Genomic DNA, 20559 nt, shown 5'->3' with positions numbered 1-20559 from the left:
CCCGCTATGTCATCCGAATCACACATGAGTTGTGGATGCGCCGAGTATGAGGCATTGGAACGCCGCCAGTGGCTGCAAGCCGCCGGCCGGCTGGGCGCTCTTGCCATGTTGAGCGCCCCGGCGTGGATGCCGAAATTCGCCTTCGCCTCGGGGTCACCCGCGCCGCTGGAGCGCGACTTGCTCATCGTCGTCTTTCTGCGCGGCGGTGCTGACGGTCTCACCCTTTGTGTGCCGTTTGCCGATCCCTTTTATGCCAGCTCGCGAGGATTCCTCGCCATCCCGGCGCCGGACTCCGCCGCGCCCCTGAGAGCGATCGACCTCAACGGCTTCTTTGGACTCCCTCCGGCCCTGGCGAGCCTCAAGCCGATCTACGACGCCGGACATCTCGCCGTCGTGCATGCCGCTGGCAATCCTTCGGGTGTCCGTTCGCATTTCAACGATCAGGACCGGATGGAATTGGCCACTCCCACCCCCACGGCGGGTTCGAGCGGCTGGTTGGCGCGGCATCTTCTCTCCTATTCCTCGGCCGCCGATCGATTGCGCGGCATCACCATGAATTACTCCGTCGCCCGTGCCTTGGCCGGCGCTCCGGCGGCGGTGGCCTTGCCATCGGATTCCTATGGGCTGTTGGGTAGTACGAGCACGGATGTTGAACGGCGGGAATTTCTCGAGCAGGCGTATCTCCGGGCCGATCCGCTTTTGGGAACCAATGCCGGATATATTCTCACTGCGTTAAACTCGCTCAACAACGCCGACTGGCCGAACCGGGGCGATCAGCTCGCGGTTTCGGGTTTCTCTGACCTTGGCGGTTCGATGTCGGGCGACGGGATGATGTCCGGAATGGGCTCAATGTCAGACGACCCGGCGGGCACCATGCTTAGAACCGGCGCTCCGGCGTATCCAAACAACCCTTGGGGACGGTCGTTTCGCATGGTCGCCGACGTCGCCAAAGCGCAAGTGGGGATGGAAGCCGCCTGCATCGACCTGAACGGGTGGGATACGCACGTCGGCCAGGGGGCAACCGCCGGATATCTGCACAGCATTATGATCACTCTGGGGCAATGCATGGAAGCGTTCTACCTCGACATGCAAGCCATGCTGGGTCGATTCACGATGGTCGTCATGTCGGAATTCGGCCGACAACTCGCCCCGAACACCAGTGGCGGTAGCGATCACGGGACCGGTGGCGCCATGTTCGTTATGGGCGGCAACGTCAACGGGGGCCAAATCTTCACGTCGTGGCCGGGTCTCCACCCCGATCAACTCAATGAGCAGCTGGACTTGGCGATCACGACCGATTATCGCGATGTCCTGGCCGAAATCCTGGTCAAGCGTGCCGGTAATATTTCTTTGCCCACGGTCTTTCCTGGGTTTACGCCCACGTTCCGCGGGATTATTCGATAATCTCCCCATTCAGTTTCACCCGCTCACTCTCTCTTGCGGTTAGGATTCGTCGTCGGTCGCGGATGACGGTCTATGGGTCGATTTCGAAGAATGGCAGGGGTTTCGCCAAGTCGTAACGTCGCCCCCGTTTTGCTTAGCGTTGCGCTCTGCTCTTTGTTCGCCGGATGTCCCGCTTCTCTCAATACTTTCGTGGTTTCAAGTATTTCCCTCGCGTTCAATGTCGGGCCCAGCGATGGATTTGCAACAGCCGGCGACGTCGTCTTGGAGTCGCGGCTTGTCTTTGAGGCGATCGAGGGGCGGATCGGCAGTCACGCGCCGACGATTGCGGCACTGCCGGACGGTGAACTGCTGGCCGCCTGGTATTCCTACAAAGGACCCGGTGAACTCGATGATTCGGCGATCTTCATGGCGCGTCGCGCGCCGGGCGGGGTCGATTGGAGCACGCCGGCGCTTCATCTTGACCGCGCGGAGCCGGAGGGAAATCCCGTCCTCTACAGCGAGCAAGACAACGTGTGGCTGTTCAGCGCCGTCGCCCCACTCGGCTGGAGCACGGCGCGGATCGAGTGGCAGCATTCGGTAGATCGCGGGCTGACGTGGTCGGCGCCGGCGGCGCTCGACGGACCGCTCGGCTCAAACGTGCGTTATCCACCGGTGCGGACGACGGAGGGCGAACTGCTCCTGCCCGCCTATGACGATTTCTTCTTGCGTTCGTTTTTTTTTGTTTCGAGCGATGGTTTCGCGTGGACGCTGCGATCGAACGTCGCGACCGAGCCGCCCCACGGCAATATTCAGCCGTCGACCGTGCGACTGACTAGCGGTCGGCTCCTTGCCGTGATGCGCAACACCGGGCAGGAGTTCTTATGGGTGATGGCGTCGGACGACTCCGGCCGGACTTGGTCTTCGCCGATGAACTCCGGCTTTGCCAACCCTGCCAGCCCCACAGTGCTACTGAAGCTGCACAGCGGCCGATTGCTACTGGTCTTCAACGACAGCGCGACCCTGCGCCGGCCGCTCTCGGCGACGCTTTCGGACGACGACGGACAGACCTGGCTGCCGCCGCGTGTCGTCATCAACGGGCAAGGCGACTTCGCCTACCCAGCGGCGGTGCAGACCGGTGACGGGCTGATTCACATTGTCTATTCAAACAATCGGGCGAACATCGGGCACGTGACGCTGAACGAGGCCTGGCTGGCGGCGGCGCCGTAAGGGCTATTGATCTTGACGATGGCCGGCCAACGCAGCGCGGGCCGCCTTGCCCTGCGGCGAATCGGCCGATGACAAGTCGCTGACCACCTGCCACGTCGCCTGGGCGCGATCGATCAACCCCATGTTCTGAAGGGCCAGCGCAAGGTTCGCCTGAAAGGCGACGTTTCGTGGGTTGCCCGTCGCCGCATGCTCAAAATGCTCGACCGCCATTTCGAACCGTTGTCGCTGCGCAAAGAGCAGGCCGGCTTGGTAATGCAGATCGAGATAGTTCGGTCGCACCTCCAGCGCCTGCTGGAAAACGGCGACCGCCTCGTCGAGTCGGTCCATCTCCCCCAGGGCCAGCCCCAGCTTGATCAGCGCCTTCATATACGACGGGTTGATCGTCGTGGCCTGGCGGAAACAGTTGATCGCGTCTTCGACCTGACCGCGGTTGCGATACAGCAGACCCAGGCGATAGTGCAGGTCGGCATGGTTCGAGTTCGCCGCGATCGCCTCTTTCAAGCGATCGACCTGTTGCGCGATAAGGTCCGGTCGCTGCTCCGGCGGAGCGGCGCCGTGCGGCGTCGCCGGGTTGAGGTAGCGATGGGCCTCCTGGCTGGCCGCGGCCTTCAGGTGCATTCGCGCCACCTCTGAAAACAGCAGCGTGCTGTTCGGCTCGATGTTGCGGGCCATCTCAAACGAAGCCCGCGCGTCCTTTTCGGAACCCTGAGCGTGCTGTGCCACTCCGATGCCGACATACGCGGAAAGCAGCCGGTCGTTAATCTCCAGGGCCCGCGAGAACCACTTCGCCGCATCCGCGAAGCGACCGGCGCGAAGGTGCTGGGTGCCGAGCTTGACGTTTGCTTCGAGATAATCGGAGCAAAGCTGGACGGCACGTTCGTAATGGACCGTCGCCGCCGTGTCGTTGCCGATCTTCGCGTACAGATCTCCCAGCCGTAGGCGCGTATCCGCCGCATCGGGTTCACGCTGGATCATCTGGTGCAGATGTTCGATTGCCTCCCGCACCAGTCCGGCCTCCTCGTAGGCGCTCACCGCGTCGTTGTGCGCGGTCCAGTTGTCGGGCTCCAGCGTCAGGGCGTGTTCAAACCGGGCAATCGCCTCCGGAAAGCGCCGCGCCTTGACGAGCAGGTTGGCGAGGGACAGGTGCAGATCCGTGTGCTGCGGGTCGAGTTCGCACAGCGTCTGATAGTGCCCGATCGCCGCATCGAGCCGGTCGGCCCGCAGGGCCATCGCCGCGAGCCGCTCGTGGGCGTTGCGCAGCGTCGGAGAGATTCGCAGGGCGTCCTGGTAATACTGTTCGGCCTGGGCCTCGCCGCCGCGCCGTTCATGACAGAAGCCCAGACAAAAGAGGACCGCAGGACTCGCCGGTTCGGTCTTCTGCGCGATGCGCAGGTGGTCCAGCGCCGCGTCGAGCTGCCCGAGTTCGTCCGAGGCGCAGGCCAGGCCCAGCCGCGCCGGCACGTGCCCCGGCTCGCGCGCGAGAATCGACGCAAAGAGGTCCTTGGCAGCCGCCGGATTCTCGGCGCGGAGGTACCGACCTCCCAGCCGGACCTGCAACGCCGTGTCGTTCGGATGCTGCGCCGCCCGATGTTGCAGGTCGTTCAGCGTCTCGTCTGTATCCTTGCCGAAGACGGTGTCGAATGCGCCGACCAGATGGGCGATCAAGCCCCGGCCCAGAAGTTCGAGTAAGTACGACATGCCGCGCTTCCCCCTAAGCCGTCAGCACCGCGTCCAGCGCTTCTTGCGCGCGGGTGTAGTTCGTATTGATTTCAAGCGCCCGGCGATACCGGGCGCAGGCCAGCTCGCGCTCGCCGCGCCGCCGATGCAGTTCGCCGAGCAGATAGTGAACATCGGGATAGTCGCCCCCGCTTTCGATGGCCGCCTGCAGCCGATCGATGGCCTCCTCGTCCCGGCTCGTTTGTGAATACAGTCGGCCAAGCTGAATCAGTGCCTGCACGTAGCGAGGATTGATACGCACCGCGCGGACGGCCTGGGCGATCGCGGCATCCGTTCGCCCCAGCCGGTCGTACACGCGCGAACAGTGGTAGTGCAGATCGGCATAGGTCGGGTGCCGCTCCAGGGCCTTCTCGATCGTCGCGGCGAGCATGGTGAAGAGGGCGGGATCGATGTTCGCCGACGGCAGACTCAGAAATGCCTCGACGAAGTCGGGGTCCGCAACGAGCACTTCGCCGAGTTGTTCGAGGCCCTCCGTATCCGCTGCGGTGCGGTCCGGCGCGGGCGCGATGGCCACGTCCTCGAAGGGCCCGCCCGCCGCCTGAATGGCCAACGCCAGCAGCATCGCCGTGTTTGCGTCCCGTGGGCGAAGCCGCTGGGCGGTGGCCAGATATCGGACAGCCCGGTCGGCGTCGTTCAGGGCGCCGTGCACCAGGCCGAGTTGTCGATGAATGTCGGAGCGAAGTGGCGCAAGGCGAACCGCTTCGGTCAATGACTTCAGCGCGGCCGCGTAGTCGTCCGCCGACGCGTGCAGCACGCCGAGTTGATAGTGATACTCGGCCTGATACGGGGCCGTGCGAATCGCGGCTTCGAGCGTCTCGACCGCCCGCGCGAACTGGCCGTCGCGTGCCAGGGCGTGAGCCAGCCGAACGGGCAACCACGTTTCGCGATCGCCGTCCGCATAGGATCGCTCCATCTCCACAACGGCCAGATCGAATCGACCCTGGCCGAGGTAACAACGGGCAAGATAGGATGAGAGGTCGTTTGATTCCGGATTGACTCGCCGTGCCTCGGCCAGGTGCGCGGCGGCTTCGGCGTAACGCCGCCCGGCGAGATCGATCAGGCCCTGTTGCAGTCGGGCCTGCCCAAGGTAGTACCGGGCCAGCGTGGCGGGCAGATTCGGCCCCTCGCCGATCGCCGCGAGCTTTTCGATGGCCTCGGCATACCGGCCGGTCTCGAAGGCCTCGAGACCCTGCTGGTAAAGTGCCGCGGCGTGGGCCGGCGAATGCGATTTTCGGTCATGTTTGGCAAACATGTCGCTACCTTCGGGTCCGAAAATGAACACTTCCCAGCGTCAATCGGACCCATCAGAGGTATCGTCCGCATGCCTTAATCGGATTACGTCTAATGACTTTCAACGGCTAAAATGGCGATGTGAGTATCAATCACTTTATGCCGGTCGCTGCGAGTATCCTCGCGGCCGCTTCAGGTGCCGCCGCCAATTCGGGGTGCTCGGCTCATCCGCCTAAACAGCCCACGTCGGCCTTTGACCCTTGGATTCAGCGATGCAAATTGACGGATGAAGAGAATGCACTGAAAACGGACGCGCTGGCCTCACGGGTCCGGCAAGCGTACGAGCGATGCAGTTTCTTTTCGTTTGAAGCGACCACGAAAGATGCGGCGGGAATTCGGCGGGTGGAAATGGCGATGACGCCGAGCCGGTACAAGACACGTGTCTACCTGGGAGATAAGCTGATCTGGGTGGGAACACGACGAGAAGAGATTTATGAAGAATGGAAACCGTCATATCTTGGATATCCTCAGCGGCGCCACGTCGAGCGGTTTACTCCGCCGGTTCGGAAAGAAAGCATTGAGTTGATGGAGGGAATCGAACAGCACACATGCTCCATGGGCGGATACCTCGACACTTGGCTGGGCCCGGATTCCAGAAGAGTCGGCCTTTTCGATTTTGAAATCCGCAAGGGCCGCTCTATTGGGGTTGAAGATGTCGACGTTCACAAGTGTGAGGTCGTTGCAACGCCGCCGAACGAGCGATACGGCGTGATGCACGTGCTCTACGTCCGGCCGGACGGTTTCGTCGCGCGATGGGACTCGTACGCCGACGACGAGGGAACGGCAAGATTTATCCGCTCCCGCGTTTTTCAGAGGATTCGTACCGAGGCGCCATCGATTGACGTCTTTGAGTTTGAAGACAAGGACACGCAGTGGACGCGCCTGCCCTAATCTGCCCTGGGCGGTGATCGAACAGCCCGTCCTGAGGACCCGGTTCGCGTCGGCAAGGACTTGTGAGGGCAATACCGATGATTAGAATGGACCAGGTTTAAACCCTCGTCGGTGAATGGAGCCACGGATGGCGACCGCGACACAGGCACTCCCCAAAACGAAGCGAAAAGAGAAAGATCAGTTGCAATTCCTGTTCACGCCGGAGGGTACATCTTCCGGCCGGGCGGTGACTATGCCAACAAAAAATAAGCCGAAGCGAGCTGCTGCGGCCAAAGCCAAGACGTCTGCCGGGAAAAAACCGGAGCCGGCTCCGCGTTCACGAAAGCCGCGCGGAAAATACGCAACCGCCGAATCGATGTCCAAATCCCAGCGGGAGATCAGCGTCTCCGAGTTCTTCGCCAAGAATCGCCACCTGCTCGGCTTCGACAACAAGCGCAAGGCCCTGCTCACGACGGTGAAGGAGGCGGTGGACAACAGCCTCGACGCCTGCGAGGAGGCGGGCATCCTGCCGGACATCTTCGTCAAGATCGAGCAGACAGACGCCGAGCGGTACGTTGTGACGGTCCGCGACAACGGCCCCGGCATCGTCAAGAACCAGATTCCCAACATCTTCGGCAAGTTGCTCTATGGCTCGAAGTTCCACCGCCTCAAGATGAGCCGCGGCCAGCAGGGCATCGGCATCTCCGCCGCCGGCATGTACGGCCTGCTCACGACCGGCAAGAGCGTGCGGATCACCTCGCGGACCGGTCGCTCTGAGGCACATTATTACGAATTGCAGATCAACACCAAGACCAACGATCCGCAGATCGTCAAGGACACGACGGTCAAGGTCGACTGGCCGCACGGTACGGAAGTGAAGATCGAACTCGTCGCCACGTATCAGAAGGGCCGGGCGTCGGTCGACGAGTACCTCGAACTGACGGCTATCGCCAACCCGCACGCGCGGTTCGAATTCGTCGATCCCGAAGGCATCGGCATGGAGTTTCCTCGCGCCAGCGAGACCGTCCCGCCGCCGGCCGTCGAGATCAAGCCGCATCCCTACGGCATCGAGCTGGGCGTCCTGATCAAGATGCTCAAGGACACGCGCGATCGCACGCTCGCCCAATTCCTGCACAAGGAGTTCAGCCGCATCAGTTCGGCGACGGCGACGACGATCTGCAAGCAAGCAGGGCTTACGGGCCAGGCCCGGCCGACACGGATTGGCACGCATGAAGCCGAGACGCTCTACAAAGCGATGCAGGAGACGCCGATCCGCGCACCGGCGACGGACTGCCTCTCGCCCATCGGCCCGGACCAGATCCTCGCGGGCTTGCTCAAGGGCGTGAAGGCGGAATTCTTCACCGCGGCGACGCGCAGCCCGGCGGTCTATCGCGGTAATCCCTTTCAGATCGAGGTCGGTCTCGCCTACGGCGGTGAACTCGGCCCCGATCCGACGGCAACGGAGCAGGATGCGGCGGCGAATGAAGCCGTCGTCCGCCGTGGCAAAGTGGTGACGGAAGCCCGCGCGCCGACGCAGGCCAAGCTCATGCGCTACGCCAACCGCGTGCCACTGCTCTACCAACTCTCCGCGTGCTGCATCTACAAGGCCGTCCTCGACATCGACTGGCGGCGCTACGGTCTCTCGCAGCCCTCGGGCAGCCTCCCGCAGGGCCCCTTGGCAATCCTCGTCCACATGGCCAGCGTCTGGGTCCCGTTCACCAGCGAGGGCAAGGAAGCCATCGCCGATTACGACGAAATTCGCAAGGAGATCAAGCTCGCCGTACAGGACTGCGGCCGCAAGCTCCAGGCCTATCTAAACCGCCGCAAGAAACAGCGCTACGAGACCGACCGGCGGAGCATCTTCACACGATACATCGGCGAATTGGTCAATTCCTGCAACGAGATCACGCGGATCAACAAGGAGAAGCTCACCGCCGACCTGATGGCCGTTGCCAAGCGCGTCACCGCACGGGCGGATGAAAAAGTCGAGCTGATCGGCGCCAAGGGCAAGGCGTCGAAGGATGTCCCCGGCAGCGAATACGGCGAAAACACCATTGTCGTCGAACAGAATGCCGACGCCGCCCCGGGGCCGCTTTTCAAGAAATAGACGAAGCTCTTGACGCGCAAAAAAAGCCCGGGCCAAGCTTGGCCCGGGCTCTTGTGAATTCAAACCCCCTGCGCTTGAGGTTCGGCAGATCAGACAAGCGCCGTCGCGGCCACGACCAACTCGATAAGAAAGATGATCGTCGCACCGATGCCGAGAGGGATAAAGATCATCATCGCGAACACGAACGCGAGCGGTCCGAATGCCGTGCCGGTCTTGACGGTCTGACCGCCGGTCGCGCCTTCATTCGCGGGCCCGCCGATGGGCGACGTGACGACACCCTGCGAATCGAATTCCTGCGCGGCCTCCATCAGGTCCGCATTGGCCTCGAGAAAGGAATCGACGGTGTTCGGCCGATTGGACGCGGCGAGACTCACCTTGGCCACATCCTCTCCCGGGCGCGCCCAACTGGGGCCCGCCGAAGTGTTGATGCTCGTGATCTGCTGGTTCGCGGCGAACGACACTGTCGCCGACATCGCCCCCTCCGCCACCGTGAGTCGGCTCACATACGCCTTGCCGCCGTCGAATGAAAATGTGCCGGAGATCTGTTGTTGCGCGCCGTCGGGAAATACCAGACGGAACTGATTCGTCGCCGCGTTCACCTCAACGGCCGTTGCGCTGGAAAACGGCGTGCCCGCCAGCGCCTGGGCCATCGGGTGGTCGGGCGTCAGGGGGATGAGATTCCCCGATTCGGGAAACAACGACGGCGCCCCGCCGCAGCCGACCACGACGTGCATCGCGACCACCAGCGTCAAGCATAAGATGGCCTTCGCGCGGTGATTGAATCGGATTAAGGAATCGTTCATGGATGCCTCCGAAAAAGGTTTGATGTCTTCGACCCTTATCCGCCGACGACGCGGCGGGCACGCTGGAATCGGCGATGGAATGCACCGCCGCCCAATGGACTGGATACGTCGAATTTATCAGAACCGACGTGCGGAGTCAAGATTTATAGGTATCATTCACCGCGTCCCGGCGCGATTATCGGAGCATGATTATTGCGGTGTCCCAGATTAAACATACACATTCACGGGTGGCACGGTCTGACCGCGAAGCGGGCAGGCCGTGTTGGTCATGCGCACCACGGCCTCGCTGCTGCGAGACCGTGCCACCCGAATTGACACGGATTCCGAGGCGCGCAAGCAGAAAAATTCTGATTGCTCGGGAATGGCAATGACGGAGTTACTGGCAGTTAAGTCGGACGGATTGCCCATCGGCGCGTTTTTTCTCGCCGGCCTGGTCGCGCTCGCCATCGTCGTCGGCGCTTTTCTCGCTTCGGCCAAGCGCCGCAAGGATCTCGCGGCCTTCGCCCTGCAACACGGTTTTTCCTTCAGCCCCTATGCCGGAGATCATCACGAACAATACATGGGCTTCAAGCCGTTCGATGCCGGTCATAGCCGGCGATCACACAACCTAATTCACGGCCGGCGCGGCCGCATCGACTGGGAGATGTTCGACTACAAATACACGACCGGCAGCGGCAAGAACCAGCAGACGCATCACTACGGCATCGTCGTCGCCCGGATCGACGTGGTGCTGTCACGGATGTGCATCCGCCAGGAGCATTTTTTTGACAAGCTCGCCGGGTTCGTGGGCTTCGACGACATCGACTTCGAGAGCGAGGAATTCAGCAGGCGATTCCACGTCAGCGCAGAGGACCGGAAGTTCGCCTACGATTTGATCCATCCAAAAATGATGGAATACCTCATGGCCTCGCCCGCGGCCGACTGGCAGCTTGGCGGCCGCGTCGCCATGATCACCCGCTCGCGCCGCTACAAGGCCGAGGAGTTATCCGGCCTGATGTCCTTGATCGAAGGGTTTGTCGAGCGGATCCCGCACTACGTTCGACAGGACCGGTACGTGGGTTGATATACCGTGTACATCGATCTTCGGGAATCCAACGAAGCATTCGCGGCGGTGTGTATCGCTCTCGGTTTCGTTCTCGGTATTCTTGGCGGGATTGCCATTCAACGTAGGATCCGTCGACGCAGAAGAAAGCTCGCAGATTTTGCCGTACAACATGGGTTTTGGTATTCGCCCGCCACCCGAAGTCACCACGAGCGATACGCGGACTTTGCGTACTTCAATCGTGGCGATCGCCGGAGTCGTCGCTCCGCCAATCTCGTTTGGGGTCGGCGCGAAGGGATTGATTGGGCGGTTTTTGACTATTGGAACAACTCCGAGGGCTGCGAAACGAACCCGAGAGGGGGCTTTGGCGTCGTAGCGGCGAATCTCCCAGGCAGTTTTCCTCTGACTCGTATTCGCCAGGGATCGCCCCTCGACAAGATTGCTTCGCTCGCAGGCATGAGCGACATCAGATTTGAGAGTGAAGATTTCAGTCGCAAATATCATGTCACCAGCGCAGACAGGAGATTCGCATACGATTTGATTCACCCTCGGATGATGGAGTACCTGATGGCGGCGCATCCCGTGGATTGGCAACTTGGCGGCAACACAATTCTGACGGTTCGCCCCTCGCGGTACCGTAGCGATGAATTGCTGGAGGCGATGCGATTAATCGAGGGGTTTGTTGAGCGGATCCCGCACTATGTTCGGCAGGATCGCGGGGCGGTCTGAAAGGCCCGCCTCCAAGGGCCCCATCGATCCTCCGCCTGCGGCCAGTGCCGCTCGAATCTGGTGTTCCAACTGCCGGCCCTCACCATTTCCGCCATAGATAGTGGCCCATGACGTCGCCCGCCCGTCCGGTTCCCCCCCCAAAACAATAACCGGAATCGACGACAGCACGCCATCCCGGCGAAGCGCATCTGGAAACGAAAGCGTCCCGGCCCAGTCGTCCTTCGCATCCACCAGGATAATGTCAGGCTTGTCGCGCAGGGCCCGCATCAATCCGTGCAGCGGGTCCGGCGAGAGGTGCGGCTGAAGGCCCAGCCGGCGGCACATCGCCGACAGCCGGTAGGCGCGGGCGCGGTCGCTCTCGATGATCAGCACGCGCGTCATTCGGCAGTCCCCGAATTCCCGGGCCTTTAGGCCCAGGGTACGAAATCGAACCGATCGATCAGGGCGATAGGATCATCGAAGGACAGACGACCCGTGCCGCAGGTGACCGGTTGAAGCCAGAGCGAGCCGCCGTTGATCGACAATTCGAAAAGGTCCCCGCCAGTCGCGCGGCGGCGGAAAAGGTTTCCCTCGCAGAACATCTCGCCGACGGTAAAGGACCGTCGGGGTCGCCAGGTCGTCGCGGCGCGCGGTTGCACCACCCAGCGGCGCAACGCCCGGCGCAGGCGATCCTCGAAATCGGCCGAGCCGAGCCCATTGACCACGCAATCCGCGCCGCGAACGATCGCGCCCCGGCGGGAGCGCAGCGTCGGCCCCTTGCAGACGACCACGACGGGGATCGCGCAAAGGTAGTTGTACCTGCGAAGTTCGCGGGAAATCGAGATCGCCCCGACCTTGTCATCCGCCTCGTCGATGACCACTAGCGAGGGCGCTTCGTCCGCCGCATGCAAAAGTCCCTCCATTGCGTCGAACGAGTGGCGAATCGGCAGGCCTAGGTCGCGGCACACGTCGCAAAGCAGCTCCGCGCGACGGCCGTCGCTTTCGATGATCAATACGGGGTTCATGCTGCGCCCAAGGTCTCCTTCGTTTCAGGCCCGACCGATCTTGTCCGGTCGCACTGAAATTGGGGCCTTGTCCGTCGTCAACTCAGCTTCCGCCTGTTGCCAGTCGGAACCCGCGTCGCCAAACCGCCCGGTCGCGACGCGCTGCTCATAAATCTCATAGGCCCGCGCCCGGATCGTTTCCTGATCCGGAACAGACGGGATGGTCGTTGGCGCCGGCGGAAGGATGCGGTCCGACCGTTTTCTCAGCTTCTGTAATACTTCATCCACGGCCATGTCCTCACCGCGTTGCGTCGGGTCGGGCAAAACGGGAGGAGAAGGCGCCTGAACGGTCTGTTCAGACGCCCCCTCTCCTTTGGAGCGGGAACGGACGCACTCCGTTGCCGGAGTCATGCCTGGGCCCCCGCGGGCGTTTCCAAAACTCCGTTACGCTCAAGCCATCCCGAACACGATCCTTATCTCAACGCGTCGCCCGCGCGCTCGCAATCGGGCGACTTCGGATTATCGGTGCCGTAATCGTCGTAAATAACGGAGGTTTTTCCATTGGGACTAATCCCAACGGCTGTTCGCGTTGTTACCGCTTGTCGCCGTGCGCCCAGAGGATAGCGCGGAAGATGAGTTCATTGCCGTCGGTCAACCCGAGCTTTTGCTTGATGTGTTGGCGGTAGGAATCGACGGTCTTGTATCCCAGGGATAGTCGCTCGCTGATCTCGCGCGTGCCCAGCCCCTGGCCGAGCGATTCGAAGACCTGCAGCTCGCGATCCGAGAGCACGTCCTCCGGCGCGCGGCCGGCGCCCGACGGGCCCCCCACCATCGAGTGCAGCAGTTGTTCCGTCATGTGCTTGTTCACATAGACCCCGCCCGCCAGAACCGTGCGGATCGCCGCGATGATCTCGTCCGCCGCCTCCGATTTAGGCAGATAGCCCCGGGCCCCCGCCCGCAGCGCCCGCTCCGCGTACGAGGCCTGCTCGTACATCGAGATCACCAGCATTTTCGGCGGCTGCCGTAGCGTCTTGAGTTCCTTGATGAGATCCAGCCCGTGGCCATCCTTGAGTGACATGTCAATCAGCACAAGGTCCGGACTCTCCGCGCGACAGAAGCGCACCGCTTCCGCCACGCCCTCCATCTGTCCGCACACCTCCAGGTCCGCCTGTTGCCGAAGCAACTCGGAGAGACCGCGCCGCAGAACCGGATGGTCGTCCACGATCAGAATTCGAGTCTTGGACTTCGCCATGGTTCGTCTTCTCACTTTTTCGACGTCGCGGGCTTGAGCGGAAACACGCAGCGTACTCGTGTTCCACCGTCGCGTCCCGGTCCAATGTCCAGGCGGCCTCCAATCAGCTCCGCCCGATAGCGCATGATTCGATGGCCGATGCCGTCAGAGTTCTCCACATTGAGGGGCAGGCCTTCGCCATCATCTTCAACCGACAAGGTAAGCCCGTCGCCATTGCGTTGGAAGGAAATCCACAGGTGCCTCGGCCGCGCATGTCGCACCGCATTGGTCACCGCTTCCTGGGCGATGCGATACAGATGATCGCATGCCTCAAGCCAATCAATCACCACGTCTTCGACACCTTGATAGGTGCAGGGAATGCCGTGAATCGCCTCCGTGTTGCGCGCCAATTCGGCGAAGGCGTCGGGCAATCCTTTGTGCGTCGCCGTGATGGGGGCCAGGCCGCGGGCCAGATCGCGAATGCGCCGATGGGCGTCCTGAAGCTGGTCCACCATGGCGGCCGCGTTCCCGGCGTCCACCGAGGAGATGGATTGCAGTCGCTGCTCCATGCTCCGGGCGAGCATGGCCGTCCCGGTGAGCAGCTGGCCGATATGATCGTGCAATTCCAGCCCCACGCGCTGGCGCTCGGCGGATGAGAGCGTCGCCAGCGTCTTTTCCAAATCCTGCATTTCCTTTTCTTTCCGCTTCCGGTCGGTCAGGTCGCGCACGCTGGCAATAAACAGCCGCTGCGTGCCCATGCGGACTTCGTTGACCAGCAGGTCCAGCGGCACCAGGGTTCCATCCTTGCGCCGGCCCGAGATGTCGCGGTTGACGGACGCCTGGCCGCGGGCGAGCAGGTCGGTCATGAATCCGGCGCTCCGGGGCCACAGCAGGAGCTGGTCGATCTTCTTCCCCACAACGCCCGATGCCTCGTAGCCGAAAATCTCTTCCGCCGCCGCGTTAAAGGACTCGATCGCGCCGTCTTCGGTGAAGGTGATGATTCCGTCGGCGACGTGGGCGAGGATCGACTCCAAACGCGAGTGCGCCGCCTCCAGTTCCACGGTTCGCTGGTTGACCCGCTCCTCCAATTGGCGATTGAGCAGCCAGATCTTCTCTTCATCCTTCTTCCGGCGCGTGAAGTCGAGGAACGTGATCACCACCCCTTCGATACGGTTGGACTCCGTTCGAAACGGCAGGATGCGGCGGACCCACCAGTGGCCGTCGTTTTCAATCTCCGTCTCATGAGGCGTGAGCCGATCCAGGACGTTCTGCGCGGCGCCAAGCAGTTCCTCGCTGACCAGAATTGATGAAAAATCGCGGACAGACCGTCCCACGTCGGACGGGATGAGCCGCACCAGGCGCGTCATCGCCGGCGTGAAGCGCCGGATGCGAAACTCCGTGTCGAGGAACAACGCCGGCAACTCCGTGTTCGCCAGCAGATTGTTCAAGTCATCGTTGGTCGTCTCCAGCTCTCCCACCTTGGCTTCCAGTTGGGTATTGACCGTCGCCAACTCCTCGTTCACCGACTGAAGCTCTTCCTTGGACGTCTCCAGTTCCTCATTGGTGGACTGAAGCTCCTCGTTGGCCGACATCACCTCTTCGTTGGAGGCCTTCAACTCCTCATTCGAAGTTTCCAGTTCTTCAATCGTACTTTGCAGGTCTTCGCGCGTCGCCCGCAACTCCGATTCCAATTGATGAACCAGGGAATCCTCGGCTGTGACTGTCGGCGCAGGAACGGTCCGTTTTCGTCCCTGGCGAGCCGGCGGCTTCGTGGTCGGCTCCACCGGCGGAACGGTCTCGTCCTCGAACGAGACCAGCAGCAGTCCGTCCGGCTGCTGGGCGCCGTGGACCGGTTCGACGCGGATCTTGATCGGGTAAAGCGACTTGCCCCGCCGAACACGGACGTTATGAACAATGACGGCCCTATTATCGTTCACGGCCTTGTGAACAGCCCCGCGAAGCCGCGTATGCAGTCCTTCTCGCGCCTTGAGCAAAAGGTCCTGAGTCGGAGCGCCCGGCGGCTGCAAGAGGTAGTCCTGCGTCGGGCCGGAAAAATGAAGGATCTCATACTTCCGGTTGATGACCACGCAGGCCGGCGCGTAGCGGTCGAGAATGATCTTTTGCGCGGCGAGGAGCCGGGCGCCGGTGGAGGCGGGCGCGATCGAAGCCGGCAGCGCGGGCGCGCGCCGTGACGAGTCCAGCGAAAATGGGGTTTGATCAGGGCGGGCGGCGCCGATGCGCCGATAAATGTGCCACTTCTTCGACACCGGCCGAAACAGATCGTCCCGCGCCCCGATGGATTCCGCCGAACCCAGGATCAGGTAGCCCCGATCGTTCAGGGCGAAGTGAATCAACTGACGGATTCTTTTCTGCACCTCCGGCTCCAGATAAATCATCAGGTTCCGGCAACTGACGAGATCAATCCGGGAGAAGGGCGGGTCGGAGAGGACGTTCTGCTGCGCAAAAATGACCGCTTCGCGGAGTTCCTTGGTCACGCGGTAGGAATGTTCGCCCTTGACGAAGAACCGGCGCAGTCGCTCGGGAGGCACATCCGCGGCGATGCTCTCGGGATAAAGGCTGTTCCGGGCGACGTCCAGGGCGTCGGCATCGACATCGGACGCGAAGATTTGCAACGGACAGGCCTTTTTCGCCCGCTGGCACTCCTCAATCAACAGCATGCCGATGGAAAACGCCTCTTCCCCCGTGGCGCAGCCCGGCACCCAGACACGGATCGCGTCGTTCCGGCCCTTCTCTCGAACTAACGGGGCAATGACCTGTTCCTGGAGGGCGTCCCAGGACTCGGGCTCCCGGAAGAAACTCGTCACGTTGATGAACAAGTCCTTTTGAAGCGCGGAGACCTCGGCCGGGTCCCGGCGCAACTCGTCAACGTAGTCCTTGATGCGGTCGATGTGCCGCAGGCTCATGCGCCGGTGAATGCGCCGCGACAATGTGCCCTTCTTGTAGGAGCCAAAATCGAATTTTGCCCGCGTTCGAAGGATCGCAATCACCGCGTCTAGCTTGTCCTCGTCGCCCTCCGCCGCCGACTTCTCCGGCGCCGGCCGTGGACAGACATACGGGTGGCCGATATAGCCGACCAGGACCTTCGGCATGTCCGCGAGCGCGAGCACCTGATCCACCGCCCCCGAGGCGATGGCCGAGCGCGGCATGCCATCGTATTGGGCCGTCCCCAGTTCCTGCGCGATCGTCAGACCTCCGCTGGCCTTGACTTCTTTCAGGCCCAGCGTGCCGTCCGTGCCCGTGCCGGAGAGGATGATGCCGATCGCCCGCTCCTTGCAGTCCTGTGCCAGCGAGCGCAGGAAATAATCGACGGGCATGCGCATCCAGCGCTGTTCGAGTGGCTCCGTCAGGCGAAGCGTCCCGTCTTTTACGCTCAGGTATTTGTTGGGGGGAATAACGTAGACGTGATTGGGCTCGACCGCCATCGCCCGCTGGACCTGGACCACGCTCATCTGCGTTTGCGCGCCCAGCAATTCCGCCGTCAGGCTCTCGTGCGTCGGATCCAGATGTTGGATCAGGACAAACGCCGCTCCGCTGTCGGGCGGCATGCCCTGGAAGAATTGCTTGAGCGCGTCCAAACCTCCGGCCGATGCTCCAATGCCGACGATGGGGCAGACGTGACCCGGGTTTTGCGAACGGGTCGGGCCCGTCGCCTTCGCGGCCGTTTGGGCGGTCGCCGGCCGCTTGACGCGCCGAGGTTGTGCCTTCCTTTTCCGGGTTCTCTTCTGGGAACTCATTTTCGCGATCCAAATCGACGGAGCGGCGGGAAGTGCAAATGCCGTCGGGTAATTCTACGCCCTTGGCGCGGAGATGCCTATGGGAACAGTCGTAGGGACAGGTGGAACGGCCCGGTTCACCCCGACGAATGGGAAACCAAGCGCACCTTAACACGAATTTATCGCAACGGCGCTTTGCCGGCCAGCCGGCGGATCAGGGCAATCTGGCCTGCGTGAAAGGACTCGTGCATCGCCGCCATGCCGATGGCTTCCGCCCGGGTGTTGAACATCGGATGGGGCTCGCCTGTCGTAGGGGAATCCAATTCGTCCGGGCTCATCCCGGAAATCAGTTCGACGGCCTCCTGGTGAATACGGTCAAACGCGGCGCGGATGTCGGAAATCGCCGGATAGGCCGCGGGGTTGGCCACCGGCGTGGACCCGCGTCCAAATTGATCGCGGAAGGCCGCCGACAAATGATCTGTGTACGTGCGATCGAAACAGCGCACGTGAACCAGCACAACCTGCGACGCGGCGAGATGGCCCACCTGCCACGCGACATGCCCCACGCCCGGCGCCGGCGGATCAAACCACCGCGCCTCCTCAAAATCGGCGAGGAGGTTGCATGTCCATTTCCGGGCCGTTTGCAGTCGTTCGATCAGGAGATCAAGCGTGGACATGTTCTTCTCTTGCATCAAATGCGGCCGCAATCGTACGACTGACGGGATCGCCTGGCAAGGCAGAGGTGCGCCGAACGGATGCAATCAGAACTGAAAGTAGATAAATGGGCTGGTGTTGGCGGGGCTGAGGATCAGCAGCGCAAAGAGCCATGCGGCGTAGCCGATGCCCGCGAGGGGGGCGGGCAGGCGCAACCCCGGTCGGCCGTGGCGGGTCCACTCATCGTAAAGCTGCATCCCGAACATCAGGGCGAGCGCGAGAACCATCGGGATCTTGTTCATGATCCAAACGGGCCGGTCGGGCTCGGCGGCGACGAAAAGGTGCGTGACGAAGTAGGCCGCGCGTTGAAGCGCCACGACGGTCGGCTCGGGCTCCGGCGCGCCGACCGGCGTGACCGGCTGGCAGCGGAAGAAGACCCAGGCAATGTGGACGACGAGAAGTGTCAACGCCCAACAGGAAGCCGTGCGGAGATAGCGCGTTGGCCCGGCGCCGGAGAGGTTCGCGTCGCTTCGTCTGCCGAAAGCCTTGTTAATAGAGAGCGCGAGGCCGTGAATCGCGCCCCAGATGACGAACGTCCAACTCGCGCCGTGCCACAGCCCGCCGAGCAGCATCGTGATCATGAGATTGCGATAGGTGAGCCATTTTCCGAAGCGCGAGCCGCCGAGCGGGATGTAGAGGTAGTCGCGCAGCCACGTGGAGAGCGAGATGTGCCAGCGCCGCCAGAAGTCAACGAGGCTCGTCGCCAGGTACGGATTGGCGAAGTTCTCGAAGAGTTCGAAGCCCATCATCCGGGCGCAGGCGATAGCCATGTCCGTGTATCCCGAGAAATCGCAGTAGATCTGGCCCCCGTAGCAGAACATCGCCAGCCACAGATCGCGCGTCGAATAGCGCGTCGGGTCGGCAAAGACCGGATCGACGAGCGTGGCGAGCTGGTCGGCGATGAGCAGCTTCTTGGTGAGACCGATCATGAAGAGGACGATCCCGGCGTCGATGCGCCGCCAGTCGAAACGCTTAATGGTCTCGAGCTGAGGCAGGAAGTCGCGGGCCTTGACGATCGGCCCGGCGACGAGCTGCGGGAAAAACATCACGAACAGGGAAAAATCAACAAACGACCGGACCGGCGGGATGACGCGTCGATACACGTCGACCGTGTAGCTGAGGGACTGAAAAGTGAAAAAGCTGATGCCGACCGGGAGGAGGATGGAGAGCGTTTGCAGATCGCTGTGGAACCCGAACGTCTGCAGCAGATCGCGGAAGGAGAGGATGAAGAAGTCGGCGTACTTGAAGACGGCGAGAACGCCGAGGTTGGAGACCAGACTGACCAGCAAGACCGCCTTGCGCCGCGACGTCCGGTCGGATCGATCGATCATCAGGGCGGCGGCATAGTCGATCGCGATCGTGCCGAAAATCAGCAGGATCAGCCACGGATTCCACGTCATGTAAAAAACGCAACTGGCCAGCAAGAGGAAGACGTGGCGACTTCGCCGCGTGCGCAGGCCCCAGTAGACGCCGAAGACGGCGACGAAGTAGAAGGCGAAGAGCCAACTGGAGAAAATCACGGTTCCACCTCGCTGGACGCCAGCCGGGCGGAGGGCGTCGGGTCTTCCAGCAAGGCCAACGACTCGATCTGTTCAGCAATGCGGCGGCTGAGTTCGCAGGCCAGCGGCCAGCCGACGTGCGTTTCGTCTAGATAGTCCTGATCCGACCGCGGCATTTGTGCCTGATCCCAGTGCAGGAAAAGGACGCCCTGGGCTCGGCACGTCCGCGCGATCTGGCCGATCATCCGCGCCTCGACGTCCCGCCACCGCTCTTCCGTTCGCGGACTGTTGGGGATGTAGGCGACCACGACGCGGATACCCCGGCCTTGGAGTTCGTGGAGCAGGTTGTTCAGACGGACAAAAGTTGAGGCATCCGGCCGATGGTGGGGAATATGGAATTCCCTTTCGGAAAGATAATCGTCCATCTCCTTCTGGAGAAGATCCTTGAGCCGTCGCCCGTGACTCCAGGGATGGTCATACCCGCTTGGAGGCCGAGGCGCCGCGGCGCGCTCGCGGAGTTCCCGGGCGAGTTGGGCGTGCTTGGGCAGGACCGCCGCGAGCCGTTCCTGTCCCCAGGAGAGGATCTCGTACCGGTGGTCGTAGGTCTTGCACCACGGACCGAGGGAGCGACGCGCATAGGCGCCCACGACGTCGAGCGAAAAACCATCCGTGTAAATGGACTCCCTTAAGTCGTCGAACTCGAACAAGTGCAGCGCGGCTTCGGTGGGAAGGTATTCGGCGCGGACCTCGCCGGCGTTGATTCCAATCACCACGGCGCGGGGCGTGTAATCCTCGAAAAGTCTCCGGACGAGGACCGACCATTCAACGACCTTCGATCCGGAGAGCGCGACGTTGTACGCCGAGCGGCCGAGAATCTCCTCGAAGACGGAGGGGTCCAGTGCGAAGCGCGCCCGCGACGAACCCATCAGGATGATTTCCGGCCGGTCCGCGGACCCCAATCCGTCCTGAGCGCGCTGGTAGATCGCGATGTCGTAAGCCTGCAACGCCGGAAGCGAGCGGCGGACGATCATCTCAACGGCGAGGAGGCTCATCGCGCAGAAAGCGCAAAGAACGACGCGACGTCGATGGCGATCCCAAAACGAAGGCAAGCGCGGGGTCCCGATTCAGCGAATTCCCAGTCCCTATATCGGTGGTATTCGCCGTGGGAGAACGGCAGGCGGAACGCGCAATAATCGCGGGAATCCCCCGT

16 protein-coding genes are annotated in these 20559 nt (G+C 62.3%); 5 read left to right on the top strand and 11 right to left on the bottom strand.

Features of this window, described 5'->3' with window-relative positions:
* Nucleotides 1–24: 24 nt before the first annotated feature.
* Nucleotides 25–1404 (top strand): DUF1501 domain-containing protein, encoded by a 1380-nt coding sequence (locus VJZ71_12435; GenBank protein ID HKQ48869.1) that lies wholly within the window; start codon nt 25–27, stop codon nt 1402–1404.
* 189 nt (nt 1405–1593) lie between these two features.
* Nucleotides 1594–2610 carry a sialidase family protein gene (locus VJZ71_12430; GenBank protein HKQ48868.1) on the top strand — a complete coding sequence of 339 codons (1017 nt, stop codon included), beginning with the start codon at nt 1594–1596 and terminating at the stop codon, nt 2608–2610.
* Nucleotides 2611–2613: 3 nt separating this feature from the next.
* Here the strand turns inward: VJZ71_12430 and VJZ71_12425 are convergent, their stop codons facing one another.
* A complete protein-coding gene (locus VJZ71_12425; protein HKQ48867.1) occupies nt 2614–4308 on the bottom strand; it encodes a tetratricopeptide repeat protein in 1695 nt (564 codons plus the stop codon).
* Nucleotides 4309–4321: 13 nt separating this feature from the next.
* Nucleotides 4322–5599, bottom strand: a complete 1278-nt coding sequence (locus VJZ71_12420; GenBank protein ID HKQ48866.1) for a tetratricopeptide repeat protein — start codon at nt 5597–5599, stop codon at nt 4322–4324.
* 257 nt (nt 5600–5856) lie between these two features.
* Here VJZ71_12420 and VJZ71_12415 point away from each other — a divergent pair, with 257 nt between their 5' ends.
* Together VJZ71_12415 and VJZ71_12410 are read left to right on the top strand one after the other, a co-directional pair.
* Nucleotides 5857–6528, top strand: coding sequence for a hypothetical protein (locus tag VJZ71_12415; GenBank protein ID HKQ48865.1), 672 nt, complete (start codon nt 5857–5859; stop codon nt 6526–6528).
* Nucleotides 6529–6883: 355 nt separating this feature from the next.
* On the top strand, nt 6884–8614 hold the full coding sequence (locus tag VJZ71_12410; GenBank protein HKQ48864.1) for a DNA topoisomerase VI subunit B: 1731 nt from the start codon (nt 6884–6886) through the stop codon (nt 8612–8614).
* An 89-nt stretch (nt 8615–8703) separates the two neighbouring features.
* On the opposite strand, the gene VJZ71_12405 is transcribed toward VJZ71_12410, so the two are convergent.
* Entirely contained in the window at nt 8704–9417 is a 714-nt protein-coding gene (locus tag VJZ71_12405; protein ID HKQ48863.1) for a hypothetical protein, read from the bottom strand.
* A gap of 367 nt (nt 9418–9784) precedes the next feature.
* Here VJZ71_12405 and VJZ71_12400 point away from each other — a divergent pair, with 367 nt between their 5' ends.
* On the top strand, nt 9785–10480 hold the full coding sequence (locus tag VJZ71_12400; protein HKQ48862.1) for a hypothetical protein: 696 nt from the start codon (nt 9785–9787) through the stop codon (nt 10478–10480).
* A gap of 645 nt (nt 10481–11125) precedes the next feature.
* Here VJZ71_12400 and VJZ71_12395 read toward each other — a convergent pair.
* The 8 genes from VJZ71_12395 to VJZ71_12360 all read right to left on the bottom strand — a co-directional run bounded on the left by VJZ71_12395 (nt 11126) and on the right by VJZ71_12360 (nt 20401).
* Nucleotides 11126–11569: a hypothetical protein gene (locus VJZ71_12395; protein ID HKQ48861.1), complete on the bottom strand. Its 444-nt coding sequence runs from the start codon at nt 11567–11569 to the stop codon at nt 11126–11128.
* Between the two features lie 26 nt (nt 11570–11595).
* Entirely contained in the window at nt 11596–12192 is a 597-nt protein-coding gene (locus tag VJZ71_12390; protein HKQ48860.1) for a hypothetical protein, read from the bottom strand.
* A 24-nt stretch (nt 12193–12216) separates the two neighbouring features.
* Nucleotides 12217–12582, bottom strand: a complete 366-nt coding sequence (locus VJZ71_12385) for a DUF2934 domain-containing protein (GenBank protein HKQ48859.1) — start codon at nt 12580–12582, stop codon at nt 12217–12219.
* A gap of 181 nt (nt 12583–12763) precedes the next feature.
* Complete coding sequence (locus VJZ71_12380; GenBank protein ID HKQ48858.1) at nt 12764–13423, bottom strand: response regulator transcription factor; 660 nt, start codon at nt 13421–13423, stop codon at nt 12764–12766.
* A gap of 11 nt (nt 13424–13434) precedes the next feature.
* Entirely contained in the window at nt 13435–17157 is a 3723-nt protein-coding gene (locus VJZ71_12375; GenBank protein HKQ48857.1) for a chemotaxis protein CheB, read from the bottom strand.
* A 158-nt stretch (nt 17158–17315) separates the two neighbouring features.
* Entirely contained in the window at nt 17316–17813 is a 498-nt protein-coding gene (locus VJZ71_12370) for a DinB family protein (protein HKQ48856.1), read from the bottom strand.
* Nucleotides 17814–17897: 84 nt separating this feature from the next.
* Complete coding sequence (locus VJZ71_12365) at nt 17898–19370, bottom strand: MBOAT family protein (GenBank protein ID HKQ48855.1); 1473 nt, start codon at nt 19368–19370, stop codon at nt 17898–17900.
* Nucleotides 19367–20401, bottom strand: coding sequence for a hypothetical protein (locus tag VJZ71_12360; protein HKQ48854.1), 1035 nt, complete (start codon nt 20399–20401; stop codon nt 19367–19369). The genes VJZ71_12365 and VJZ71_12360 overlap by 4 nt, the downstream gene beginning before the upstream one ends.
* Between the last annotated feature and the right edge of the window lie 158 nt (nt 20402–20559).

The organism is Phycisphaerae bacterium, from assembly GCA_035275405.1.
In the GTDB taxonomy this organism is placed as follows: Bacteria; Planctomycetota; Phycisphaerae; order UBA1845; family UTPLA1; genus DATEMU01.
Note: the sequence above shows the minus strand (reverse complement) of the source record. Positions and strands in the feature narration are given on the sequence as shown.